Origin of the sequence: Lactobacillus amylovorus DSM 20531 (assembly GCF_002706375.1) — a bacterium.
Lineage (GTDB): Bacteria > Bacillota > Bacilli > Lactobacillales > Lactobacillaceae > Lactobacillus > Lactobacillus amylovorus.
The window spans coordinates 551,349-577,214 of record NZ_CP017706.1 but is presented as its reverse complement, the minus strand read 5'-3'; the positions used below and the strand labels follow the sequence as shown (position 1 = coordinate 577,214).

19 protein-coding genes and 1 pseudogene are annotated in these 25,866 nt (G+C 33.9%); 15 read left to right on the top strand and 5 right to left on the bottom strand.

Annotation, left to right across the window (positions count from 1 at the left end; translation table 11 throughout):
- Positions 1–106: 106 nt before the first annotated feature.
- The 8 genes and pseudogenes from LA20531_RS02895 to LA20531_RS02865 all read left to right on the top strand — a co-directional run bounded on the left by LA20531_RS02895 (position 107) and on the right by LA20531_RS02865 (position 10,349).
- A pseudogene (locus LA20531_RS02895) lies at positions 107–1,477 on the top strand (IS4 family transposase).
- 412 nt (positions 1,478–1,889) lie between these two features.
- On the top strand, positions 1,890–2,702 hold the full coding sequence (locus tag LA20531_RS02890) for a helix-turn-helix domain-containing protein (RefSeq protein ID WP_056940537.1): 813 nt from the start codon (positions 1,890–1,892) through the stop codon (positions 2,700–2,702).
- Between the two features lie 257 nt (positions 2,703–2,959).
- A complete protein-coding gene (locus LA20531_RS11120) occupies positions 2,960–3,103 on the top strand; it encodes a hypothetical protein (protein WP_156399037.1) in 144 nt (47 codons plus the stop codon).
- Positions 3,104–3,176: 73 nt separating this feature from the next.
- Positions 3,177–5,858 carry a thiopeptide-type bacteriocin biosynthesis protein gene (locus LA20531_RS02885; RefSeq protein WP_056940538.1) on the top strand — a complete coding sequence of 894 codons (2,682 nt, stop codon included), beginning with the start codon at positions 3,177–3,179 and terminating at the stop codon, positions 5,856–5,858.
- The gene (locus tag LA20531_RS02880) at positions 5,833–7,095 is read left to right on the top strand and encodes a lanthionine synthetase LanC family protein (RefSeq protein WP_056940539.1); all 1,263 of its coding nucleotides are present in this window, start codon (positions 5,833–5,835) and stop codon (positions 7,093–7,095) included. The genes LA20531_RS02885 and LA20531_RS02880 overlap by 26 nt, the downstream gene beginning before the upstream one ends.
- A 12-nt stretch (positions 7,096–7,107) precedes the next feature.
- The gene (locus LA20531_RS02875) at positions 7,108–8,223 is read left to right on the top strand and encodes a hypothetical protein (RefSeq protein ID WP_056940540.1); all 1,116 of its coding nucleotides are present in this window, start codon (positions 7,108–7,110) and stop codon (positions 8,221–8,223) included.
- Complete coding sequence (locus LA20531_RS02870; protein ID WP_056940541.1) at positions 8,223–9,464, top strand: tellurium resistance protein TerC; 1,242 nt, start codon at positions 8,223–8,225, stop codon at positions 9,462–9,464. Before LA20531_RS02875 ends, LA20531_RS02870 begins: the two co-directional genes overlap by 1 nt.
- 12 nt (positions 9,465–9,476) lie before the next feature.
- The gene (locus LA20531_RS02865) at positions 9,477–10,349 is read left to right on the top strand and encodes an ABC transporter ATP-binding protein (protein WP_025005563.1); all 873 of its coding nucleotides are present in this window, start codon (positions 9,477–9,479) and stop codon (positions 10,347–10,349) included.
- 1,085 nt (positions 10,350–11,434) lie between these two features.
- Here the strand turns inward: LA20531_RS02865 and LA20531_RS02860 are convergent.
- Positions 11,435–12,796: an IS4 family transposase gene (locus LA20531_RS02860; RefSeq protein WP_056940542.1), complete on the bottom strand. Its 1,362-nt coding sequence runs from the start codon at positions 12,794–12,796 to the stop codon at positions 11,435–11,437.
- Positions 12,797–13,078: 282 nt separating this feature from the next.
- Between LA20531_RS02860 and LA20531_RS02855 the strand changes: the two genes are divergently transcribed.
- From LA20531_RS02855 to LA20531_RS02845, 3 genes are all read left to right on the top strand, one after another.
- The gene (locus LA20531_RS02855; protein WP_056940543.1) at positions 13,079–14,980 is read left to right on the top strand and encodes an SLAP domain-containing protein; all 1,902 of its coding nucleotides are present in this window, start codon (positions 13,079–13,081) and stop codon (positions 14,978–14,980) included.
- A gap of 51 nt (positions 14,981–15,031) precedes the next feature.
- Positions 15,032–16,345, top strand: coding sequence for a UDP-N-acetylmuramate--L-alanine ligase (gene murC, locus LA20531_RS02850; RefSeq protein WP_014563192.1), 1,314 nt, complete (start codon positions 15,032–15,034; stop codon positions 16,343–16,345).
- Between the two features lie 150 nt (positions 16,346–16,495).
- On the top strand, positions 16,496–17,827 hold the full coding sequence (locus LA20531_RS02845) for an RNA-guided endonuclease InsQ/TnpB family protein (protein ID WP_099202243.1): 1,332 nt from the start codon (positions 16,496–16,498) through the stop codon (positions 17,825–17,827).
- 196 nt (positions 17,828–18,023) lie between these two features.
- Here the strand turns inward: LA20531_RS02845 and LA20531_RS02840 are convergent, their stop codons facing one another.
- The 3 genes from LA20531_RS02840 to LA20531_RS02830 form a co-directional block, all read right to left on the bottom strand.
- Positions 18,024–19,001, bottom strand: coding sequence for an SLAP domain-containing protein (locus tag LA20531_RS02840; protein WP_056940739.1), 978 nt, complete (start codon positions 18,999–19,001; stop codon positions 18,024–18,026).
- 98 nt (positions 19,002–19,099) lie between these two features.
- Positions 19,100–20,614 carry a M1 family metallopeptidase gene (locus LA20531_RS02835; protein WP_056940740.1) on the bottom strand — a complete coding sequence of 505 codons (1,515 nt, stop codon included), beginning with the start codon at positions 20,612–20,614 and terminating at the stop codon, positions 19,100–19,102.
- 150 nt (positions 20,615–20,764) lie between these two features.
- Entirely contained in the window at positions 20,765–21,943 is a 1,179-nt protein-coding gene (locus tag LA20531_RS02830) for an IS256 family transposase (protein ID WP_099202241.1), read from the bottom strand.
- 181 nt (positions 21,944–22,124) lie between these two features.
- Here LA20531_RS02830 and LA20531_RS02825 point away from each other — a divergent pair, with 181 nt between their 5' ends.
- From LA20531_RS02825 to LA20531_RS02815, 3 genes are all read left to right on the top strand, one after another.
- The gene (locus LA20531_RS02825; protein ID WP_003627170.1) at positions 22,125–23,102 is read left to right on the top strand and encodes a class III bacteriocin; all 978 of its coding nucleotides are present in this window, start codon (positions 22,125–22,127) and stop codon (positions 23,100–23,102) included.
- 222 nt (positions 23,103–23,324) lie between these two features.
- A complete protein-coding gene (gene tnpA / locus LA20531_RS02820; RefSeq protein ID WP_056939772.1) occupies positions 23,325–23,735 on the top strand; it encodes an IS200/IS605 family transposase in 411 nt (136 codons plus the stop codon).
- Positions 23,736–23,757: 22 nt separating this feature from the next.
- Entirely contained in the window at positions 23,758–25,035 is a 1,278-nt protein-coding gene (locus LA20531_RS02815) for an RNA-guided endonuclease InsQ/TnpB family protein (protein WP_056939771.1), read from the top strand.
- Between the two features lie 197 nt (positions 25,036–25,232).
- On the opposite strand, the gene LA20531_RS11215 is transcribed toward LA20531_RS02815, so the two are convergent.
- On the bottom strand, positions 25,233–25,391 hold the full coding sequence (locus tag LA20531_RS11215; RefSeq protein WP_168170600.1) for a hypothetical protein: 159 nt from the start codon (positions 25,389–25,391) through the stop codon (positions 25,233–25,235).
- Between the two features lie 160 nt (positions 25,392–25,551).
- Here LA20531_RS11215 and LA20531_RS02810 point away from each other — a divergent pair, with 160 nt between their 5' ends.
- Positions 25,552–25,866: a type II toxin-antitoxin system RelB/DinJ family antitoxin gene (locus LA20531_RS02810; RefSeq protein WP_013642322.1), complete on the top strand. Its 315-nt coding sequence runs from the start codon at positions 25,552–25,554 to the stop codon at positions 25,864–25,866.

Here is a 25,866-nt window from a genome sequence, read left to right as displayed (position 1 = left end):
ATTCGATCTCTTTTTTTGTATAAAATAAAGGCGAAAAGACCTGCCTTTTCGCCTATCTTATATATTTTAAACCTTCAAAATTATTGCCAGAAAGCTGGTGTTAATTATGAAAGCCCTTCATAAGAATATTCTAGAACGTCTTGATCAAATTATCAATAATACTGGGGATCATATTCACGATTTTATTAATAATCCTCATGCTTTTACCAGGAAACGCACTTTAAATGCAGCGACAGTCCTTAAAACTACAATTAACATGCAAGGTCAGAATTTAAACAGTGAACTCTTTAAAGCTTTTGGCGAAGATGCAACTAAAAAGAACGATAAAGTAGTTAGTACTTCTGCCTATGTTCAACGCAAAAGCCAGCTTTCTCCTGCTTGTTTTAAACATATTCTGACTGTTTTTAATCAAAATCTATTTAATATTCAACTTTTTGATCATCACTACCGTTTGTTTGCCATTGATGGCTCTGACTTTAATCAAATCTGGAATCCGAAATTGAATAACATTGTACAAGCTTCTTCTCATAAAAAGAAACCCTATTGACAAATTCACGTTAATGCCTTATATGATCTATTGAATAATACCTACCAGGATTGTATTTTTCAGCCTAAATCAGAAATGGATGAACGCAAAGCGGCTGTTCAAATGCTTAAAGCTTTGAATTGTGGTCCATATATTGTAACAATGGATCGTAGCTACACTAGTTTCAATATGATTGAAAACTGCAATCGCCTGTCTAACTGTCATTACATAATACGAACTAAGGCTGGACAAGGCGGAGTTAAAGAAATAACGACATTGCCTGATCAAGAATGTGATCGTGAGATTTCCTGCCTGGTAACTACTTCTAACTATTACTACATCACGCATAAAGCCAGTGAGAATATTCACCATGTCCAGCATCATTATCGCCAATATATTAAGTATCGCTCTAAAAATACCCAGGATCTAAGCTGGGATTTTGGCAAGTTATGCACAATAAAATTTCGAGCCTGCAAATTTAGAATTAATGATGCCAAATCAGGCAAAGAAGAATGGGAAGTTGTGCTAACCAATCTTGATCGAAAAAATTATTCGCTAAAAAGAATTAAAGAGCTTTATCATCTGCGTTGGGGTATTGAGACCTCCTTCAAGAAATTGAAGTATTCTTTAGGCAGCGTACAGTTCCATTCCAAACAAGATAAATTTATTGAAATGGAAATTTATGCCCATATGATTATGTTTAATGCAATCAGTCAAATTGATGCACAGGCCTATATTCCGCAAAAGCATTGCAAGTATCAATATGCCATCAATTTCAAGCAATCATGCTTGATTATTCAGAGCATGTATTTGGCTTCTTCTTTAACGCAAGATTTTGAACGGATCCTTATTCAGATCAGCTATTATACCATTCCAATTAGACCAGGCCGCAAGGACAAGAGAAATATTAAGCCCAAATCAGCTGTATATTATTTATATCGCGTAGCTTAAAAAAGCAGAATCTGTGCTATGCCTTATTTGTTGTACGAAAAAAGCACCAATTTAACCAATTAAATGTTAAATCAGTGCTTTAAAAGTCTAATATTAATTGTCAATGTCTTAACTTAATGACATTGCCTAGTTGGCAATACTTTTTAAGACATTTATCGAATCATTTTATTCGATAAATGTCTTTAAAGACTACAAGCAATTGCTTTTAAGTGTTCACTACTTCTAATCAGTATTATAAAGTTTCATTTAGATTGATTAACCTTGATTTATCAACGTTTTACGAAGATAAATTAAGGCTATTTTTTCGCGTAAAAAAATGACGCAATAGCAGACGCTAAAGTCTGATTTCTTTTGCGTTTAATACTATAATTGGCCATAATAAAATTTTTAAATCTGCTTATAGGTGATTAAGATGGAAAATACAATTTTAGTTGGAAGTGCATTAAAAAATAAGAGAAAAGAATTGGGACTATCACAAAAAGAAATGGTTGGTTCTGTTTTGTCTGTTTCATATTATTCGAAAGTCGAAAGAAATTTATTTGATATAAATGTAAATGATTTAATGAGGATTTTGACTTTACACGGAATTGATGTTGTAAGATTTTTTCGAGAAATAAAAACAAATAAACTTTCAGAACAGGAAATATTAACTAAAAAATTACAACAGGCTTTTTATGAACAGAATCTCGATAAAATAAATCACATTGTAACACGAATTGAAGAACTAAAATATGATGACCATTTAATTTTATTAGCTAAATTAATGAAATGTTCTATACAAAAAAATTTGAAGCATATTAGTTCTGAAGAAAAAAGAAGGATTAAAAGCGAAATCTTTAATACTGATAATTGGGATACTTTTTCATTGCAACTTTTTAGTACTTCAATGATTATTTTTAGTTTTGAAGAACTAACTGTAATGGTTAATTCTATCTTTAATCATTTTAAAATGATTAAAGATAGTGATAAATACGTTCAAGAATTAATTGCCTCAATAGCTATAAACTATTTGCAAAATTGTTATGACAATAATAATCCTAAAAATATTGATAGTGCCTTAAAAGAAATAGAATTATTACCAGAAGATCCATTATTTATAGGATATAAAGAATTAGCTCTATATTACAAAGCGGTTTTTGCCAGGGATAATTTATCTAAAGAAACTATTAGAAAAATTCTATCGCTAAGTGGATACAGTAATTTTTTAAAATTATTGCCAAAATAATTTTCAAATTTGATAATTGTAATAAAAGAATCACCTTAAATTACTATAATAATCTTATATTTTTATAGAGGTGATTAAAATGGTTATTGTTCCAGAGCCATATGGCTTAATACCAGAAATTAAGTTGTATAAATAATTATCAAATTTGAAAAAATAAAGACTACATTAAAATATAAGAATAAAATTACAGTACAAAGTTTAAAAATTTATGTTTTTAAACTTTGGAATTTATCAATGAGTTATGGGAGGCCAATAAAATGACAGAATCTGCTTTATTAGACTTAAAAATTGATGAAAGTGCAGTTAATGCATTTGATGCAGAAGGTTATGCAAAGAGTTACTCAGCATATTCTTCATGTTCATGTGTTAATCCACCATGTCCAATTGCTACAATGGATTAATTTCTAAGCTTTCAATGAATCTCTTAGGTTAGTAAATCTAGGAGATTTTTTTACAAGAAAGGAAGTTACCTATTTGGATATTGTAATATCACCCATAAATTTATTCAGAAAACCAATCATATCTACCGAAATAGTAAAGAAAAAATTTCAAAATTTGGATGAGATAATATTATTTTGTGAGAGTAATCCATTAATTTTAAAAGCCTTACGAGATTCTAATACCTTGTTGTTCAATGCAATAAACAAATATAAAAATGGATCTATGACTAAGGAAAAGCAAATAAGAAAGTTAGCTGTCTCCTTACAGAACTATTTATTGCGCATGGGAACTAGAACAACTCCATTCAGATATATGACTAAATTGGGTTTTATAACCTTTGATAACAAGATAAAATCTCAGGAAGTCGAAAAGAAGTTAAGATATATAACGCGTAATAATTGTGTAATAACAGAAAATAATAAATCCCAAATTGAATTAAAACTTACTAATTTATTCTTAAAAAGAGAAAATAAAATTTTTATAGAAAATGAAGGCAAGAAAACTAATTCTACCTGTATTAAAGACACTTTGATTTTGAACTGGCTAAGATTAAATTTGCAAAATTGGACTTTATATTCAAAATTATTTCAGAGTATAAAATCAGAATTTTCAATAATTTCTGAATCAGCGTTTATTATTTATTTGAACAAATTAATAAAAATTGGATTTATATGTTGTTCGAAAGCCACAACTTATGAAGAAGAACCAATATGTTTTAGTTCTAATTTAGATTCTGCTAATACAGATATTAATAAAGATGTAAATTCTGCAGTATATTTTTTAACTCATTTTTTAGATACAAAGCAAGAATATAAGGGATGGAAAAAACTACGAAATTATTTTTCTGAAAATTATTTATTTGAACGTATACCTTTAAAAAAGGTTGTTTATTCAGATGAATTCAATTTCTGGAATAATGACGATATTGAATTTCATAGAGGTAATAATTATCAATTATTAGAAGATTATATTACTTCACAAATAATTCAAAATAAAACTAAAATCACTATTCCTGAGAAAATAATAGAAGGCATGAAACAAGAATGTTACCATAATATATCCGGCGATTTACTCGCAAGCGTAGTAGATGGCAAACTAATATTAGATTTAGGTATTGGTAGTTCTTGTGACGGAAAAATTATAGGTCGTTTTATTCAAGCATATCCATCAGAGGCCAGGAAAAAAATGCTGAGTTTTTTACGAAAGTCAGCATCAGAAAATGAAATTATTGCAGAAGTTCGGTATCTTTTTAAAAATCCAAAATTCGCATCAATTAGTAATAATATTAATCCATATAAATACGAAATTAATTTAAATAGTACTAAAGATAATATTAAACAGGAACTTGATATTGATTCTTTATCAGTTGGATTAGATGATCAAGGTATTTACTTATGGTCCGAAGATTTACATCAAAGAGTTATACCTAGATTTACAAATGCGGTTAATGGCTTAGCAGTTAATAATAAGATGTATAGGTTCTTGTTTTTCCTCTCAAGAGAAAGATATGAAAGCTTTAAACCTGTTTTGCCAGGATACTTAGGTGAAAGAGTATGGTCTCCAAGACTAGAATATAAAGACATAATTATTCGTAGAGAACAATGGAAATTAGATACTCAGTTCATGAAAGAGCAAGATAAAAGTTTCTCAAGAGCTATAACTAACTGGCGCTATAGATACAACGTGCCGAGAATAATAGGGGTTTCATTAGGAGAAGCACCAACAGTTTTTGATTTAAGTAATGATTTACAACTGAAGACTTTAAAGAAAATAATTCATAAAAGTAATAACCAAATTAGCTTTGTTGAGGTTCCCGAAATATCAGAATTTCATAAGAATAATATTATTCAAGGAGTTTTTTCATTCTATATTGCAGATAGTAAAGATAAGAATACTAGTCAGGATGTATTATCAGAATATAGAAAAAATAATAATGAATTAACTTATGCTAATGGATTTTTATCATTTATTTTGTATCCTAATTTATTTGAAAAAAATTATGTTGAGGTTGTCAACGAAGTTTTAAAAAGAGCAGGGATTCAAAAAAATTGTTTTTTTATTCAGTACAATGATGATGGAAAGCCAAGTTTACGTCTAAGAATTTGGCAGGCTGATGAAAGAATTTTAGTAAAAATCCTAAAAATCTTGAACTATCTCTTAAATATAAAATTAATAAATGACTTCAAATTAGTTAACTTTAGGCCAGAATATTCAAGATATGGAGGAGAGACACTATTTAATGATGCTTTAAAGGCTTTTGAGAGTGATAGTAAATTAGCTTTGAAGACAATTAATATGCAAGAAGAAAAGATAAAATTACTAACTATTTTAAGTGCAGCATATACTCTTGAAAAGGCTAAAGTTGATTTTGAATACTTAGCTAAATTTATTCTTACAAAGGATCAGAGAATTTCAAAACATAGTAGCATTGTATCGCAATTAATTAACTTTGAAAAAAAAAGTTATATTTTTAATGATCAAAACATAGATAACTATGTTGATCCTATTCTCAAATATTTAGAAAAAGTAAAAGAAAAATATAATAACTGTAAACCAAAATATTATAGTGTAGTGATTTCGCTTCTACATATGCATTTTAATAGATTTCTCAAACCAACTAAGAAGGAAGAATATCAATTAAATTTAAATATACTGGAGTATGAAAAAGTGAAGTCAGATAGGAAGAAATATGATCAAAATAGAACAAGAAATTAGTAGGATTTTAGATCATTCTCTAGATAGCTGTATACAAAATCTAAAGGAAAAAAGTACTGATATTGGAGTTGCAAATGGACTTGCGGGTATGAGCATTTTTCTTTCAGATATATATAAAACTACAAATAGTGTTGATAAAAAAATATTGATAAAAAACACAAATTTGAAAATTACACAAGCAATGATCAACTCTATAAATAAAAATAATGTGTCATTGTCCTTATTTAGTGGGTTATCGGGTGTGGGTACGGCTTGTCTTGAAATGGCAAAATACGATTCAAATTATCTGAAACTATTAACACAAATCTCTCTAATAATAACTAATAAAGTTGAAAAAGTTTTTGCTGTTGAAAAATATCAACAACAAAATATGATATTTGCAGTATATGATCTATTTAATGGATCCGTAGGAATTTTAGATTTTCTTTTTCATGCAAATGAATTAATACATTCTGCGAGAGTTAATAGGGGGATTGAACAACTTATTAACTTCTTGATTAGGATATCTTATGTAGATTTTAATGATATATCGCAATCTCCAATATATCTATTAAAGAAAAACTTACCTGAGAATGGTGAATCAAGAATCTTATTACCTAATGGCGGCTTGTTTATGGGAATGGCTCATGGGTTGGCTGGTATATTGAGTATCTTATCAGAAGTGTATTCTAGATTTAGTTCACCGGAACTAAAAGAACATATTCAACGTTTATTAAACGTATTTCTTAAGTTTAGAAATAATAAAACACTATATCCTGAATGTATTACAGCAGTTAAAAATACATCGATTTCTTCATTAAACGGTGGCTGGTGCTTTGGATCTTTAGGAATATTGAGAGCTATGCTTAAGGCTGCAAGGAGTATAGATAATGTTTTACTAATTAATAAATTACAAAAAGAATTTGAATTTGTATTAAAAAATTGGAAAACAGATATTAGACCTAATTCACTAATATTGTGTCATGGACTGATTAATGCAATATATAGCTCTTATATCTTATTTCTTGAAACAAAAGAAGAAACTTTTAATTACTATATGAATGATATGCTGGAATTCTTATTGAGTCATGTCAATTGGAATAAAAGATATTTGTTTTCGGATGTTTCTATGAATCTTTATGATAATAAGTGTAGATATGAAATGGGAATTTTAGAAGGTGAATTGGGAGTTAGTTTGGTATTGAATGCAATAAGTCATAATGTAAGATGGCAAACTGATTGGTTATTTTTATATTAAAAGGTGACCATTATGAATCCAAACTATTTTAAAGCCAACTTCAAGATTGCAATAAAATCAAAAAAGAACTTTCTTTTGGTTTGTTTGCTAATAATTTTTATGACTTTTTTCCTATTTGTGGTTGAATCTCAAGAAATTGGAGATGGAGTTCGTCAATGGCGTGATTATGCAGAATCAGTCCAAGTAAATACTGATTATTTTGATGGAAGCTCGCTTCGTAATAAACGTTATAAACAAACTTATGATAATTTGAATAAACAGTCAGCATATATTGCTGATTTACAAAATGGTGAGGCATTTAATGATCCACAATCTTATTTGAAGGGATCAGAAAACTTAATAAAAACAATGATTGCTGGTTATAGGAATAATTATAAAGGTGCAAAAACGCTCAATGTTCCTGCAAAATATGAACTATATCAGCGACTGGTTTCATACAAATATCTTTATAAGCATCATATCCCAATAGTGATGAATTCAGAATCTTCGTCAACATATTTAATTTATATTTTGTCGCTAGTAGGCTGTTTTATTTTTCTTTATGTACTTTTCGTTTCAAGTGATGTATGGATGCTTAAATTAAATCATCCAACGGTTTTAAAGAATATTCCATATCGAATTGAAGATGAAGTAAAAGGTAAGATTAATATTAATTTAGCCCTAACAGTTATTCCGCTACTAATAGGCATGATAGGGGCATATTTATTTGCTGGTATCCGTAATGGCTTTTCTGATTTAAGATACCCTGATGTTTTTTATTTTACTAAAATTACTGCTATCTCTTTATGGTTATACTGTTTACTATTTTTACTTTATAGCATTGTAATAGTGATTTTTGCTACATCTTTAACTTTGGTACTTAATCAAATAACTAAAAATGTTTATTTGAGTATTTTAATAGGGATGTTCGTTTATACGATCTCATTCCTTCCAGAAAAAATGAGCAAATATTTCTTATGGCTTCCCTCGACATATTTGAATATTACTAAAGTATTTAATGGAACTGTAGCTAATATAACTAAATTCTCCTTTGTAAATTGTTATATGGGTGTGTTCGTATTAATGGTGTGGTCATTAATTTTAATGATCTCTTTTCGGTGTTTAGTCGATAAGGGGAGGGATGCATAGTGAAATGGCATTATTTTCTTTTTCAAGTAAAAACATTCTTTACGAATCCTAAAAATATTGGTTTATACATAGTTACTGCATTGTTAGCCTTATATTTTGGGATAGTAAGTGTCCCTGATCACCACGTTATTAATCGCATTGATCCATATGCCATTAAAAAAGAATATAAAGATGATACTGCTTTTCTTAAAGTTGCAAAAAAAGAATTTTTACAAGCAAATAAACCTAATTTAACGGTTATTCCTAGTCAGGGTGCAAAAAATGCAATTGAAACTTATCCGACAATACTTAAATATGATAAAAAAAGATTAGTTGCTTTAAAAAGAAAAGATTGGAGAACATATACCCTATATTCAAGTAAATGGTTTAAATATGTTGATCATTTGATTTTTGTAAAAGAAAATAAGAATTTTATGTATCCAGTAGAATATGGGCACAATGGAATTTATAAAGAGAATGGGCATTTTGGTTATCAACGAACTCATCATTTTTATAATGCACTTTTGACTAGTCATGCCAATCTAAATAAAAATGTGTTGGAAGAAAATACTGCTTTACAAAGAATCCAAAATTCCTTATCGGGATGGACAACTTTGGTTTTAATAATAATCGTCATTTTTTGTACAGCTGACATTTTTCCGAGAGATAAAAAGTACCGTACAGTTATTACAAATATCCCTTTGAGTAAAAGTACTGTATTGTGGATAAAGACAGCTGTAGTTGAACTGGGCGTTCTACTTGATTTCTTGATGGCTTTTATTATTGCAGTAGCATGCATTGCTCCTAGATATGGGTTAGGCTCCTTTAATTTAAGAACCACTTTTTATACAGGGAGATTATATTTTAAGATACCGTTTACTTATCCAACTTTAGGTATGTATTATTTGCAATTACTTATATTTACCGTTGTAATTACATTCATTTTTATTCATTTAACGATGCTATTATCTTTGTTATTCAGAAATGAATATGTTGCAGAAATTGTGGCAAGTATAGTTGCTGTAAGCGGCAAGGTGTTTTATTTTTCAATGGGAATGGGCTTTGTTCATCCATTTTTACAGCGATTGCCTACAACATATTTTACAATCGGTGATAGTTTGTCTGGCAATTTATCTTACATGATGGATTCTCCTGGATGGGGATTTAATGAAGGGATAAATTCATTAATGTTAACCGTTATAGTTATTGAAGCAATTATATTTTTAATCTGTAGAACAAAGAAAATTCCGTTAATTAATTGAGGTGAAAAGTAAATGTTAAAAATACAGCATGTGACCTTATCTTTTGGTCAAAAGAAGATTTTTAATGATTTATCCCTAAATTTTGAAGAGGGAACAATTACCGGATTGGTTGCACCAAATGGTACAGGAAAGTCTACTTTAATAAATATAATTTTAAATAATCTTACACCTCAAGTTGGCTTTGTTGAGTATGACGGTCTACGTTATAAAAATGAGCGTGATATTGTTAGACTACATAAAAAAATATGTGCTTTCCCTGATCAAAGTGATTTATTTTCATTTATGACTGGAAGAGATCATTTAAAACTTTATGCGAATTTATGGGACAATTCTAAAATATCTGTTGATGAAATTGTTAATGAACTTAATATGAATGCCTATGTTGATCATAAAGTTGAAACGTATTCACTTGGAATGAAACAGCGTTTATGTTTTGCAATGGTTGTAGTTGCAGATACACCAGTTATGTTGTTAGACGAAGTCATGAATGGATTGGATCCACAAAATGTTTCTTTAATATCTAAAGTACTTGTAGATCTAAAAGAGAAGAAAAAAACAATTATTATGGCTTCTCATTTATTGCAAAACTTACAAATGTATGCTGACCGGATTTTATTTTTAAAAGATGGTGGGGTAATTCAAGATTTTGATAATAGAGGACAAAATAAGCAATACTTAAAGGTTCGAATGTCATCAGAAGTTTCAAAGATACTGGTACATCTTAAGTATGAAAAATTACCTGATGGATTAGTTTTAATACCTATTTCTAAGAATAAAGCAAATGCTTTAGAAAAAATAACTGTCGAATTATTACAGCGTAATATTCAATATTCAGTAGATAAAATTAGTATTGAAGACCTATTTAATAAGATTTATGGAAAATAATATCCAAAGGTAGATAAAAATATCGTCATACTTCTATATATTTATACCTTAGTGTGTTTATCATAGAACCAATAGAAATTAGGTTAGTGATCCTATCATAATGTGTTTTAAATGGTGATCTAATAATTGTAGAAAGTGAACGTTATAAGAACAGTTCTAAGCTTATTTGTAGGATTTTAATTGCTATATTTTAGTAGATTAAGGGAATAACGTAATGAATAATAATGCATATTAGCATGAATTAAGTTCAGAAGATAAAACTAAAATATGTTTAAAGTTAGCAACTTTGAAGTATAGTATACCTAATGATAAATATGTTTTAACTAAAATTAAAGATAGAATGGGACAAGAAATAGAAGAAAAAATTAATGATGGTTTGAATCTTGATCGTATTTCGCAGATCACAGAATATTGAATTGCATCTGATTTGAGAAGGTGATCTATTTATAACTTCATCTAATACTTATAAGTATCTTACACTTGAAATGTATAAATTAGGTAATATTCAACTTAATTCTGCAAAGATACGTTACTGCACTTTATAATAATTTAAGTTACTTTAAATTGTTTCAAGATATTGGAATCATCACTGCATATTTGCAAAAAATGCGCTGAAAAGGCAAAGAAATAAAACTTATGATCTGTCCTTGGGCGACCAACAGGATGTCTACTATTATTTTAAACTTGGTTAAGTCTTTGTCAGATCAGTGCAATCATATCTTTTTAGTTTCTTCGTGTGATAAATAAGATGATCGAACAATGCATCATAGTCAAAGTCCTTTGCGTTTTGTAGTAGATTATTTATTGCATTCAATAAATAAATAATTATAGTAAACGTATTTTAAATTGATATATTAACATCAATTATGCTGTTAAAGCAGTGCTAGTTATAGTATAAAAGAAACTCATAAATTAAGGAATTCTACTAAATTAGGTTTATAGAGAAAATATTTAAAATGTCATTAAGTTAAGAATTGACAAATCTGACGTCACTTTTTAAGACATTTATCGACTTATTTTATTCGGTAAATGTCTTTTTTGGTAACACAAATAAACTGTCAAGAAGATAGTTCTTTTCAACTAGTTTAGGCTGCTAGACGATAAGGAAAGCCAATCACTAATTTATTCTTTAAATTTTGCTTGTCTTTTCTCCCTGGTCTAATTGGTGTAAGATAAAATGACATATTTAATAATAGTTGCGTAAACCCCTTATCAGAATTATCACTTGAATTAAAATATCGACGCCAAACACAACAAGCCATTTTAAAGTCTATTTGATATTGGTATTTTCCCTGAGTATATGGTTTTGAGCTTGCAATCACTGATAAACTCATAGCGTTATACATTGCAAAATGAGCATATATTTCCATATAAACAAATTGATCTTTCTTAGAATGAAACTGAACGCCACTTAAATCATATTTAAGCTCTCTAAAAGAAGTCTCTATTCCCCAACGAAGGTGATAGATCTCTTTTATCCTAGCCAGAGGATATTCATTTCGATCCAAATTGGTGATAAGTACTTCCCACTCATCATCTGAGCCTGGTGGATTAATTCTAAACTTACATACTCGGAACTTTACATTGCATAAATCTTCAAAATCCCAGCGCTGATCGTAGGTATTTTTAGATCGAACGGCTTTATAGTGATGCTTTTTGTGGTGTATTAAGTGGAGAAATTTTTCAGTATCTTTGTGAATCATATAATAGCGATGCAATGAGGTTACTTTGCACGAAAGGTCAATATCACATTCATGCTCTGGCAATACAGCGATTTCTTTAATGGCACCATATCCAGCTTTAGTTCTGATAAGATAATGACAATTCTTTAGTCTGTTACAGTTTTCAATTAAGTTAAAGCTGCTGTAGCCGCGATCCATTAAAACTAAAAAATCTTTTTCTCGCTTGTCCAGATTTTCTAACATTGTCAGCGCAGCTTCACGTTCATCCATCTTTCGATGAGGCTGAATAATCAAATCTAAATATAATTTATTCAAGACATCGTAGAGAGCATTTACGTGAATCTGACAATATACTTGGCCCTCATTATTGTTAAAAATGTTTTTCGATTTAGGATTAAATGGCTGGTCAAAATCAGATCCATCAATCGCTACAACTAAATACTTATCATCCAACAATTGTAGTGTAGTACTTTCACGACTGAGTTCTAACATAATTTCCTTAAAACATTCGGGCTTTAATTTAGCTTTCTGCTGTTCAAAAGCTGAAGTAGTCATTCTGAGATTCATATCAGGAAATGCATGAAAGATTTCCGAGTTTAAACTGCCGGCTCCCATATTTAGAATTAGCTTAATCAAGTCAACGACATTGAGCTTGCGACAACGGGTAAAAGCCTTATCTGAAGTAGAGAAAGCATGAATATTAGCGGCAATTTTATTGATAATATTGTCCATCAGCTTTAGAATATTTGAATGAAGGGCTTTCATAATAATACGACCTTTCTAAAATTATTTGAAAGACCTGAAAATTTAAACAAGTGAAGTGAGAAGAGACATTTTCTTCTCACTTTTTATTTTAGAAAGAAAAAGAACCGGATCAAAATGATTCGGTTCATAAAGTCCAACCTTCGTCAATGTCTTAACTTAATGACATTGGAAAAAATCTCAACGCTTTTTTTGCCGTAAATCAAATTCCATCCTAGAGTAATTAACCAAGGTATAATAAAACTGTAAAAGTTATTGAAACAAAGCCACAAGGGAGTGGGGAAAATGAAATTCAACAATAAAATTTTATCCAGTGCAGCGGCTGTTTTAGCAGCAGTTTCTTTAGGATTAATAACTTCTCAAACAGTTAATGCACAAAGTATTACCTTACATAAAGGCTACGATAAAACCGCAACGCCTTATATTAGACAAAAAGGCGAATTTATCCATGCCAATAAGAGTATCAAAATTAAGAATTATAAATTCTATGGTCAACCTATTTTAACTAAGGGTGACAAAGTGGTTTATGCTAGTGCCACAACACCACGTCTTATTAACCAAGAACCTTATTACTATATCGGCAATGGTGGATATGTCAAACAAAATAATGCGTATGTAATGAAGGGCGATACATATGTACTTACTAGAAATTCATATGTCTACGATAAAAATGGTAAGAGACTGAAGACCTACCGTGGCAAGCGTGCTTACTTGCCATATAACACTAAGATTAAGTCTCCAAACGGTGAGGAATACTACCGTAAGCCTTATACTTACTACAACATTGGCAAGAACATCTATATTCAAAGTGACCAAATTGCTAAATTAAATGGCAAGGAAATTTTATTCGTTTCTCAAAATAGTTCCGTTTATAATTCTCGCGGTCAACGTCAACGACAAGTAATTAAAGCAGGTCGATTAGTACCATATGCTGGTAAAGTTCAGGACAAAGGTGGCCAATATTTCTATGTGGCTAATAACAAGAACCATACTGTTCGTTCACTTAAAAGCTACAAGATTAAGGACAACTATTACTTCAGAATTGGTAAGAATCAGTACATCAAGGCTAACAACGTAAATGCCATTAATGGTAATGCTCTTTATACCAAAGGTCCTATCAAGGTTAAGATTGTTGCCGATACACTTGCTTACAATCAAGACTTCCAACAAATCAATAAGCTGTACAAGAAAGGACAAACTGTAACAGCCGATATGGTGGTTCAAACCGGTATGGGAGACTATACTGCTTCTTACTATCGTGTAAAAGGCGGTAAGAATCCAGTTTATATTGATACTGGCTTATATGAAGAAAGCAGTCCAGACGTTCCTTATGTTTGGAGTGGTGATAATGGTCCAACTTTAGCTAAACAATATCTTAGCGGTGAAGATGCGTACAACATGCGCTATAGTGTGGCTGACTTCAAGATAGGTCAAACTGCTTTCTACAACGTCAACGGTGAAAAGGTTGATACTAAATTTGACGGTGATGAGTTGGCCGTTAACCAAAAGCTTTACTTGTGGGATGCCAAGGAAAACAAAGCTGAATTGTACTACCATGTTCAAAACTCATTGGTTTACAAATCAGGTGCAGAAGACGATCGTCAAAATACTGCCTACAGCAATCTCTATGTCAAAGCTAGTGATGTAGCACTCAGTGGTAGAAAGCTTAAGACCAGCAACACAGAAGCTGAAGCCAAAGCAAATAGTGCATTAGCAACTACTAGTGAAAAGACTTCACTTACCAATGCAATTTCTGATGAAAGTACTGTTAAGGCATCCGATAAGTATCGTCTAGACAACTGGGTAAATCGTAGCTTGTACGACCAAGCCATAGAAAATACGAAGACTGTTGCAGCGGATAAAGATGCAACTAAGGCTGCAGTTAACGAAGCTTTATGGCAAGTTAATTTTGCTAAGAAAAATTTGAAGGGTGTAAAAGTCAAAGTAAAAGACATCAACAACTTAACGCCTCTAGAAGCACAACAAATCTTGAATTTAATGCGTCAAGCCTACAATAGTGACAAAAATTATCCAATGGTCGAGGTATATCAAAAGTGGGCACACAAGCCAGGTTATTATCCAGCAGAAGGTTGGAAAGGTAACCAAAAGACAAGATATTACTTAATCCCAAGCAGCGGGGCTAAAAAAGTACTTCTAAAGTTCTCTGATTTTGCTACGGAAAAATGAAATAATGTTAGAATAAAAGACGAGTATTTTTAACATTATGGAGAGTTAAATATGTTAGATAAAAACAAACAAATTTGGTTTATTGGTATTAAAGGAACCGGTATGGCTTCCTTAGCATTACTTCTTCACGACTTAGGCTACAACGTTGCCGGTAGTGATATTGAAAAGTACACCTTCACTCAAGTTCCACTTGAAAAAGCTGGTATTGAAGTTAAGGATTTTGACCCAAGCAACATCAAGAGTAACGATGAACAAGTAATCGTTAAGGGTAACGCCTTCAAGGAAGATAACCCAGAAGTTAAGGCATGTCTTGATAAGGGCGTTAAGTGGCAAAGCTACCCAGATACTGTTGAAGAAATCGTGCAAATGCACACTTCAATCGGTATTTCAGGTACTCACGGCAAGACTTCAACCACTAGTCTTTTGTCACACGTTTTAGGTGAAGTTGCACCAACTACTTACTTAATTGGTGACGGTCGTGGTAAGGGTGTTCCAGACTCACGCTTCTTCGTTTACGAAGCTGATGAATACCGTCGTCACTTTTTGGCATATCACCCAGATTACCAAATTATGACTAACATCGACTTTGACCACCCAGACTACTTCAAGGATCAAGACGATTACACCAGCGCATTCCAATCAGCAGCTGATCAAACTAAGAAGGCATTGTTCGTATGGGGCGATGACAAGCGTCTTCAAAGCCTTAAGACTGATATTCCTAAGTACACTTACGGCTTTAACGATACTGATGACTTCCAAGCTACTGAAATTAAGAAGTCAACTACTGGTTCTAAGTTCCACGTTTTAGCTCATGGCAAGGACCTTGGCGAATTTGAAATTCACTTGTTTGGTGACCACAGCATTTTGAACTCAACTGCTGTTATCGCTGTTGCCTACACTGAAAAGGTACCAATGGACGATATTCGTGATGGTTTACTTACCTTTAAGGGTGCTAAGCGTAGATTTAGTGAAAAAGACTTTGGCGACATTGCAGTTATTGATGACTATGCTCACCACCCAACTGAAATGCGCGCAACTATTCAAGCTGCTCGTCAAAAGTTCCCAGACAAGAAGTTAGTTGTTGTCTTCCAACCACATACTTTCTCAAGAACTAAGAAATACCAAAAGGACTTCGAAGAAATCTTACGTGGCGTAGACAAGGCTTACGTAACTCCAATTTATGCTTCAGCTCGTGAAGCTAATGGTGATATTTCAAGTGAAGACTTGGTTAAGAATATCCCAGGTTCAGAAGTGATTGACTTAGATAATATTGCTGATTTAACTAAGAATAAGAACTCTGTCATTGTGTTCATGGGTGCCGGCGATATTCCTAAGTACGAAGATGCTTTTGAAAAGTTGCTTTAATGAAAAACGCCCGAAAATCCCCGTATTTTAATGCGGGGATGGATAGGGCCAAGCTGACCTAGCAGTCAGCTTTTTTTATTCTAAAAATAGAGACATATGTTCGCTTATCCTGTAAAATATAAATATCTAATCTATGAGGAGGTGAAATACATGAAAAGAATGAGCAGTTTAGCCTATCATTTTGGCGTTAAGCTTCGCTTTTATCCTAGTTCTAAGCAAAAGAAAATCATTAAACTAAACTATGATGCGCAGCGCTTTGTCTACAACTCTTATGTAGGACGCAATCGGACTAGCTACCATGCTAAACGTTATTTAGCTAATAGGCAAAATCGAGCAATGCCCTTTGCTTTTTCTGCTCTTAATAGCTATGAAGTCCAACTGGCAGAAACAGTAGTCATCAATAATGAATTATTGGCTAAGCCTAAGAATATTCGTGATGCTTATAGCTTTTTACGTGTTAAAGAAATTGATAGTCTCGCTCTTGCCAATGCGATTCAAAACTATCAGAAAGCTTGGAACAACTATCGCAAGATTGGTCATGGAATTCCGACTTTTCACAAAAAACGCAGCGACTGGTCATATCAGACCAACTGTCAATATCCTAAGCAGTCAGAAGCCTATCTTGATAACGGGACAGCTAGATTTATTGATGCTAAACATATTAAATTGCCTAAGCTGGGAATTGTCCGCATTGCTGGTTTTAGAAAACTGATTAAAGAGCGCTTGCTTAAGCAGATACCAACTAGAATTGGCACAGTCACGATAAAAAAGACCGCTGATGACCAGTTCTACCTGTCTATGCAATTAGGCAGCGATACTGCTTTTGTTAAGGAATTACCTAAAACACAAAGTCAAATTGGCATTGACCTCAATTTAGATAACTTCCTAACAGCATCTAACGGAGCAATGGTCGCTAATCCACGATTTTATCGCAAAACCAAAAAGAAGCTGGCCCATGCCCAGCGTGTCTTGTCTCGCAGGCAGCGCCGGGCAAAAAAAGAAGGGCGTAATTTGCGGACAGCTAAGAATTATCAAAAGCAACGCTTATCAGTTGCCAGACTGCACGACAAGATTCGCAGACAGCGTAATGACTTTTTACAAGTACTCTCAACTGCACTAATCAAAAACCACGATTTGGTAGTTGCCGAGGAATTAAGGAGCAAAAACCTGTTAAAGAATCATGCCTTGTCGCAATCAATTTCTGATGTCGGCTGGCGTAGTTTCCTGAATATGCTGGCTTATAAGGCAGATCTATATGGTAAAGAATTTCTAACAATTGATCCTAAATATACTACTCAATGCTGTCATGCTTGTGGCAGTATTATGGGCCAAAATGGTTATAAGAAATTAACCCTTAAGGATCGGGAGTGGACTTGTCCAATTTGTCGAATGCCCCATATTCGTGATTGGAATGCGGCAGTGAACATCTTAGAAAAAGGATTAAGCAAGTGGCAAAATCCTAAAATAAAAAAAGCAGCCTAGAAAGGCTGCAGTCCGTTAGCAACTCGCGGACTTAAAAGGCTTTGGTAATTAGACGACCTCTATCGGCAATAGTCAAAAGACTATTGCTGGTAAGTCAAGTCCGTATCTAAGCAAGTTGGTGTTCTGGTTAGCGCAAGCTAACGAGCCACTAAGCCCTAGACTTCAGTCTAGGGTAGTTGACTTTTAGCATATTGTGTTAATTTGCCAGGTGATTATCTAAATTAAAGTTGCCTTGGAATTCATCCGTGGTACTTTCTTGATCCATACCATATTCAGCATCGTCGCCCCAGTAAATGTATTGTGCATTTTTGCCCTTGGTACCGGCAATTCTGAAGTAAAGTGCAGCGCTGTCGCCTTTACCAGTGGTCTTGGTGGCATCTACCTTAACTTTTTGACCAATCTTGAGCAACTTGCTAGTTGACTTGAGCTTATTATTTAAAACGTGGATCTTGTTTAAAATAGTGGCTGTAGTGGTGCCAGAAGCTTGGTAAAGAGTGCTGCCGTTAACAAAACCAACATTTGAAGCATAAATATAAGCACCGTTGCCTAAAGCATAAAATGGTTTGCCATTGATAGTGGTTGTATTCAAACTTCTCTTCTTAGATCCGCTAAGATTTGCAAAGTAGAAAAATACGTCATTCTTAGTTGTGGCGTGGGTTTTAGCTGGTGTTTTAACTAACATATATTTAGGAATGAGGGACAAACCATTGTAGGTAGTGCGATGACCATTTTTATCATAAATGCGAGAGTTAGCACTTAAGATCAAAACATTTTGACCATCCATTGAGCTAACATTCAAAGATTTGATGTAGCGCTTTTTACCAATGTTAACGTATGAAGCGGTGGTGTAGTGGTAGTTCTTAGAAGTTTTTGCATCTACTTTTTTACCTTGGATCAGGACAGGCTTGCCATAATATTTAAAGCTAAAGCCAGCTTTGACAGTAGAAGCAACGGTCCATTTTTTGCCGTTAACTTTTTGGGTAGTTGTAGCGGCATTGCCCTTACTGTTGAAAACTTGAACTGTGCCGTTAAAGGATTTCTTGAGAGTAACTTTACCTTTTTGTGATTGCGTAGCTGCTTGAACTGTGTGAACAGGTTGATTGATAATGGCAGCTGCTGGTGCAACACTGATTAATAAAGCTGCTGCGATAGTTGCTAATTTTTTAGTGTTCATATTTAATCTCCTTTGTAATAATCCCATAAGTTGATTTTAGCACTTATGAGACTGTAAAAATAACCTCGAAACTCAAACGTTTTCGGGGTTATTTGATTTTATTCACTTAAGTACTTAGGATCAATAAATTTATTGATCACGTTGTTAACCTTCTTTGAATTATCGTACTTGCGGATAATGTTCAAGAAGTCTTGTGTAGTTGCTTGCTTCAAGTAGTAAGTTTGATAGTAATCGTGTAAAGCATCGAAGAACTTGTTTTCGCCCATGGCAACCTTTAAAACAGCAGGGAAGTCCATCCCAAGTTCGTAAGCCATGTCTTCAGTGTCAACGCCCTTTGGTGGATTATTAACAGGGTAGTTGATGTAGTTGGCCTTTTTATTCTTATTAATGAATTGGTTAGCATTTTCTTTTAAGATCTTGTTAGCACGCTTGACGTTCTTACGAGTGTAGAACTTGCTGTGCATCAGTTTAGCACAGTAGGCCTTACTCTTAGTGTAGGTCAAATCGTAAACGCCATTTTCAAGGAGGTTGGTAAGACCTTCGTCAAGCCAAGGTTCCATGTATTCGTCGCTGCCGACAGTGCCGTAGAACCATTGGTGACCAACTTCGTGAGAAACATCTTCAGTTAATTCATTATATCTATCAAGTGGGTGCTTCTTTTGTAAAAAGTCGCTGGCATCGATCATGATCAAGCCAGGATATTCCATCCCACCGGTATCTTTGCCAAGCAAGCCTTCAGTAATATCGATTTCTTTGTAAGGATATTTGCCGATCTTTTTGGTAAAAATGTGGAAACTGTCTTGGGCAGTCATCAAAGCAAGCTTGTTGTATTGCTTGCTGTTTTTGCTTGCAAGGTAGTAGTCGTTGATTCTTACGCCGTTTGCATAAGCGTGGTCAACCTTGAACTTGTTGGAAGCAGCGATTGCGACCTCACGCATGTTGTTGGCGGTAATTGTAGTTTTGCCATTCTTGGTTGTGCTTTGACCAGAAGCGGCAACTTTGTAGCTCTTTGGTGCGAAAAAGCTAACGTGGAAATTGCTTACAGCACTGTTGCGGTTTTCACCAGCATCGTAGTATGGGTGATAATTCCACTTACCGTTGCGATAATCGCTTAAGTATGGGAAACAGAATGACAGGTTATAACCCTTACCGCCGTTGATATTTTGGTAGCCAAAACGATCTTGTCTCTTAGGTACGCCGGTAACTACGTTAACAGTTAAATCAGTAGATTCACCTGTATTTAGACTTTTGTTAACGAATAAATTGCTCTTGTCTTTGCCAGTAGTGTAGGAAAGCTTTTGACCATCTGATGAAATGCTTTTAACTGAAGTTGTCGCATTTCTTGTAGCCTTAAAATGCTTGTGGTCGCATTTCAACACGCCGCTAGCAATATTTCTAACCAATAAATTTTTAACAGGTTCATTGCCGTTATTAACAACGTGCATGGTAACTTTTTCTGTTAATTGATTCTTGCGAGTGTTCAACTTCACGGTCATGTTGTAATTTGTTGCCTTGATCGTAGGATCAGCCGCAGCTTGAACTTTTGAGTTGAAGCTAAATAATGCCGCAATGGTTACTGCACTCGACAATAAAAGTGTTGTTCTTCTTTTCATAATTTTCCCTCCAAGAAAAATTTACTCTAATTATTGGAAATTATCGGCATAAAGTCAATCTATTTTTTGATGATAGGATATAATTTATGGAGACTGTCAAGAAGTTTGTGTAAATAATCTCTCTCGTTGATTGACTTTTTTATTTATCTTTTAATCAAAATAGGATTCTAGGGTGTCTCGAACTTGCCCAAATCCTTTATGAATCCTGTTAAAGTAACGGTCATTGTAATCCATTGCCTGAACTCCAATAAAGGTGTCAAGCGACTGCTCAGTTGGAAATTCTGTTTTAGGCTTGTTTTTCCGCTTAAGCCTGTTGTTAAAGGATTCAATCATGTTAGTTGAGTAAATTGAAGCTCTAATAGCTGGCGGATAGTTGTAAAAGGTTAACAGATCAGGCTCAACCTGTCTAAGATCTCTAACTACGTTTTTGTAGGCTTTTTCCCAGTTTTGATAGAATTCATGCAGCACCTGTACAGCCATTTCTTTGTTTAACTGAGTATGAATCTGCTTGAATTCATCCAGTGCTTTTTGTCGATCGTCAACCCGCATTTTGGCACTGATATTACGCATGACGTGTACCAAGCAGCGTTGAAAATGCGTTTTAGGATAGGACTGGCAGATAGCCTCTTTCATGCCAACTACTCCGTCAGACAAGAAGAGCTCTACCTGTTCAAGGCCGCGACTCTTGAAGCCTTTGAGCATTTCGCTCCAAATCTCAATATTTTCAGTAGGCGCAATACAGTAGTCGATCACTTCTTTATGACCATTAGGTTTGATACCGATGGCGATATAAACTGCTTCGCGCTCATAAGTGACCCGCTTAAGAGGAATATAGGTGGCATCGAGATAAACGCAGAAGAACTTATCTGACAGATGTCGCTGATGATATGCCTCAACTTTGGGAATCATTTCTTTAGAAATATTGGAAACCATAGCTGGAGAATAATAGCCGCCATACATTTTCTCAATTAAATCAGCGATTTCTCGGGTTGTGACGCTCTTGGAATAGAGCTTGATAACAGTTTGCTCTAAAACATCAGTATGCCTTTTATAATCTGGCATAGTGTGTTGATGAAACTCACCGTTTCTGTCTCTAGGAACTTTGATTTCTATTTGTCCGAATTGCGTATCAACCTTGCGGTAATAAGCACCATTTCTAGAATTTCCGGTATTCCAGCCATCGCGCTCATAAGGATTGTAGCCTAAAAAGGCAGTCAATTCGGATTCAAGCAGGTCATTGACAGCCTGTTGGAGCTTTTGTCTAAATAAATCATTAATTTTATCCTGATTGAATAGAGCATTAGCCATATCTTTGGTAAAATCATTCATGAAGGAATCTCTTTTCTAGTATGTTTTTCGTTCAAATCAATCATACGGGAAAAGGATTCCTTTTTCTAATATTCAGGGAAATAAAATTAAGGAAATATTCATCCTTACACAAAATATTTTACGGTCTCTAATTTATGTATAAGTGAAAATGAATAGATATAAAGAAAGAAGATAAATAAGAATGGTTAAAAGTATTACACCTCATTTGGTTTATCGCTTGAATGGGATGCACCATGTTGTAGCGCAAGTTGGTGTAGTAAATGGTGATCATGTTTTTGCCTTGCAACTTCTTCACAGTGCACATGATGTGTTGGTTTATAGAAAACATGAAGGTTTAACCAAGAACATCGATTATACTGATCCACACTTAGTAATGATGGGCTTTGGCCACACGCAAACCTGGGTACCAGCTAATGACAAGGATGAATATTTCGTAGGTGCTAAACCAAATTCAGGCAACTGGACTACTCAAATTGCACGAGTAAAGTACCCAAGACTTTTACCAGAAAGATATACTTCAAATACACAACTTCCACGTTTGTCACACTTGAATCACGTAACCGACGTTCCTTATGATGGTCATGATCACTTGCACAGAGTAGAAGCTTCAGTTTCACCAAATGGCAAGTACTTCATGATTGCTTCAATTTGGGATGATGGTTCAGGTCACTTTGGTTTGTTTGACTTAAATGAAGTAAACCAAAAGTTGAATGAAAATGGCACTAAGAACACGCCAATCACTGATTTACATTGTTTGAGTGCTTTCCACATCGACAACTTCGATAATCCAAGTGTTGCTCCAGATGAAGAAATGCCACAAATGATTGATTCAGTTCAAGGCTATGCTATTGATGATGACAAGAATATCTATATTTCTAACCAATTGTCACCAAAGATTAACCATGAAACTGGTGAAGTAACTACTTGGTCACGTAAGATTGTTAAGTTCCCATGGGGTGAAACAAACAGTGATAACTGGCAAGTAGCTATGGTTGATGGTATTGATTTACCAGATCGTTACAGTGAAATGGAAAGTATCCATGTTAATGCCGCAAATGATATTTACTTAACTGTGGCTTACCACCAAAAGTACATTAAGGGTGGAGAATATAAGTTAAGAACTTTGGAAAACCAAATTTTCCATATTACTGATTTGTAGAATAATAAAAATTTAACCAAGTAAAAAAGCGCTGATGTGTCTTTGCTTATGAAGACTATCAGCACTTTTTATGCAATAAGAAAAGAAAACTAGGAGGAGAAACAAACAATACCGCCTCATCTATTGATGAGGGGATGAATTTGTTTCTCCTCCTTTTTGCTTTTAATGATATAATATAAATAAGCTAAAAAGCTTATGCTATATGTGTTTAGGAGAGATTTAATGGTAAAAGAATATCATACTTCTTCTAGTGTCTCGATCTTGATTTATCATCTTGTTTGGGTAACCAAATACCGCAAAAAAGTGTTAGATCAAGAATGCCGTGAACTGCTAGATCAGAAAATAAGAGAAATCCTCGCTGATAATTCCTGTCAAGTTGAAGCGCTAACGGTGATGCCTAACCACGTTCATTTGGAAGTAGTCATGCCCCCGTGGATGTCGGTTACAGTTTTGATTAAGAAGCTAAAAGGCACGACCGCTAGATGGCTCTTTAAAGAAAAGCCGGAACTCAGAGAAAGCCTGTACCATCATCATTTATGGTCGCCATCATATTTTGCAAGAACTGTTGGCAACTGTTCAGAAGAAACCATCAAGCATTATGTAGAAACTCAATGGGAGCGCCCATTTAAGTAGATTAGAAAGGAGAAGATAATCCATGCGTCAAAAGTCAAACCGAGCCCTTGATGAAGTCAAGTACGGTGTAGCACAAATCAGAATGTATCCGACTACTGCACAAAAGACTTACTTTTGGCGCTTGTTTGGTGCTAACCGTTGGTTATGGAATCAAATTAAAGACATGACCGACAAGCGGTATCAAAATAATAAGAAATTATTATTCCCATCAACTGCTTCCCTAAAAAAGCTCTTGCCAAGACTAAAGCAGGAATATCCTTGGCTAAAAAAAGCAAACTCCACATCTCTGCAGGCAACAGTTGAATATTACTGCAATGCCCAAGAAGCCTTCTTCAAGCAGACACCGGTTGGCAGAAAGCCACCTAAATTTAAAGGACGGCATTTCTACCGCCAAAGTGCCACTTTAAAGAATGTCCCTTCTAAGCGCAAAGATGGCAGTCTGCTCTACCCGATTCAGACAGTGAATAAATACTGCCTCAGAATTGGAACGAGAAAGCCAATATTTGTAGAAACCAGTTCACTTAATCGACTAAAGCATAAGGTGATTAAGCGGATGATGGTCGTCTATCGCGCTGATCTTGACCGTTTCTATTTAAGCTTTGTCGTAGCTGATCAGAAGGAAGAATTACCACAATACCAAGCCAAGACGCAAAAGACCGGCAAGATGATCGGCATTGATGTCGGCTTAGGCAATGAATGGCTAGTAACCAGTGATAATCACCGTTGGAGCGTACCGCAAACTTTTGAAGCAGAAAAAGCTAAAAATTTGCGCCAAAGCCATTGTGATCGTAACCGGACTGCAGTTGAGAAGCGAGTGGCACGTTTCAATCAAAAACACAAAGAGACTAAGATTGATAAGTACGACTTTGCCAACTGGCAAAAGCTTAGAAAGACTAAAAGCAAGTATCAAGTAAAGATTAACAATATTCGCCTAGACTACATCCAGCAAGCAACTACTTGGCTTGTTAAGCACTATGATGTAATTGCCATTGAAGATTTGAAAACCAAGAATCTTCTAGGCAATCACAAATTAGCGCATAATATTGCCAATGCAGGTTGGAGCATGTTTAAACGAATGCTGGCATATAAGTGCAAGTGGTACGGCAAGAAGCTGATTGTTGTCCCACCGCAATATACTAGCCGGATTTGTTCAGACTGCGGACAAAAAAATCCTGCTTTTGCGCATATGAAAACACGCGACTGGCTAAGCGTAAGAGAATGGACTTGTCCGTTTTGTCGTGCCGAGCATGATCGCGATGTTAACGCAGCTAAGAATATCCTAGCCAGAGCAGTTTGCTAGACTGCTGTAAATAATTAGTGGGTATGGAACTAGACCCTGTTAAAAAGCCCGACCGCTATCACGTTGTAGGTATTAAAAAACTACAGTCGGCTATGAAAGTAGCCCACATTTTCGAGTGAACGTGGCAAGTCTAGGTGTTCGCAAGATCTCTAAAAAGAGACCACCCATCTATCTGATGGGGGGTAGTTCATTTCATATTAATCAGTAATTCTTTCTTTACCAACAGCACGTTGTTCGGAAGGATTATAACCTAACTCTTCAATTTCTTGTTTTTTTTCTTTGTTATTGATTTGAGGAAGAGTATCCCAAAAGTTAGACTTGTTTTTCTTAATCTTTGAATTTCTGTTAGTTTTCATTGTTGTTTCCTTCATTTTCACTTTCTATAAATATAAGTATACTCTGAAAACAAAACCTATTTTTAGCTATTAAGATCGATTAATTCAAAATGATAAAAATATATGTAATTTATATGCAAACGATATATAATAGTATCAAATTCAGAAAGGAGTAAAAATTATGGCAGAAAAAACAACAGGACTTTATGTCAGAATGAATCCAGAAAAGAAGGAAAAGGCAGAAGCTATTCTGAAAAAGCTGGGGTTAAATTCAGCTACGGCAATTAACATGTTCTATGATCAGATTATTCTTCATAATGGTATTCCTTTCAGAGTAGAGATTCCAAATGCATGGGATAATTTGGATCAAATGAATAAGTATGAATATGCCAAACTGCTTGACGAGCGCCTGAACACATTGACCGGAAGGGAAGATTTACTTGGAGATATCGCCAAGAGGCTTGATGCGGAAAAGAATGAAAAGAAAGACAACTAA

Bases quoted from the DNA above. Each gene is read 5' to 3' on its own strand.
- tnpA (WP_056939772.1), top strand. From the start codon at position 23,325: ATGGTAAAAGAATATCATACTTCTTCTAGTGTCTCGATCTTGATTTAT.
- LA20531_RS02840 (WP_056940739.1), bottom strand. From the start codon at position 19,001: ATGAACACTAAAAAATTAGCAACTATCGCAGCAGCTTTATTAATCAGT.
- LA20531_RS02875 (WP_056940540.1), top strand. From the start codon at position 7,108: ATGAATCCAAACTATTTTAAAGCCAACTTCAAGATTGCAATAAAATCA.
- LA20531_RS02890 (WP_056940537.1), top strand. From the start codon at position 1,890: ATGGAAAATACAATTTTAGTTGGAAGTGCATTAAAAAATAAGAGAAAA.
- LA20531_RS02880 (WP_056940539.1), top strand. From the start codon at position 5,833: ATGATCAAAATAGAACAAGAAATTAGTAGGATTTTAGATCATTCTCTA.
- LA20531_RS02855 (WP_056940543.1), top strand. From the start codon at position 13,079: ATGAAATTCAACAATAAAATTTTATCCAGTGCAGCGGCTGTTTTAGCA.
- LA20531_RS02860 (WP_056940542.1), bottom strand. From the start codon at position 12,796: ATGAAAGCCCTTCATTCAAATATTCTAAAGCTGATGGACAATATTATC.
- LA20531_RS11215 (WP_168170600.1), bottom strand. From the start codon at position 25,391: ATGAAAACTAACAGAAATTCAAAGATTAAGAAAAACAAGTCTAACTTT.
- LA20531_RS02825 (WP_003627170.1), top strand. From the start codon at position 22,125: ATGGTTAAAAGTATTACACCTCATTTGGTTTATCGCTTGAATGGGATG.
- LA20531_RS02815 (WP_056939771.1), top strand. From the start codon at position 23,758: ATGCGTCAAAAGTCAAACCGAGCCCTTGATGAAGTCAAGTACGGTGTA.
- LA20531_RS02810 (WP_013642322.1), top strand. From the start codon at position 25,552: ATGGCAGAAAAAACAACAGGACTTTATGTCAGAATGAATCCAGAAAAG.
- LA20531_RS02835 (WP_056940740.1), bottom strand. From the start codon at position 20,614: ATGAAAAGAAGAACAACACTTTTATTGTCGAGTGCAGTAACCATTGCG.
- LA20531_RS02865 (WP_025005563.1), top strand. From the start codon at position 9,477: ATGTTAAAAATACAGCATGTGACCTTATCTTTTGGTCAAAAGAAGATT.
- LA20531_RS02845 (WP_099202243.1), top strand. From the start codon at position 16,496: ATGAAAAGAATGAGCAGTTTAGCCTATCATTTTGGCGTTAAGCTTCGC.
- LA20531_RS02830 (WP_099202241.1), bottom strand. From the start codon at position 21,943: ATGAATGATTTTACCAAAGATATGGCTAATGCTCTATTCAATCAGGAT.
- LA20531_RS11120 (WP_156399037.1), top strand. From the start codon at position 2,960: ATGACAGAATCTGCTTTATTAGACTTAAAAATTGATGAAAGTGCAGTT.
- murC (WP_014563192.1), top strand. From the start codon at position 15,032: ATGTTAGATAAAAACAAACAAATTTGGTTTATTGGTATTAAAGGAACC.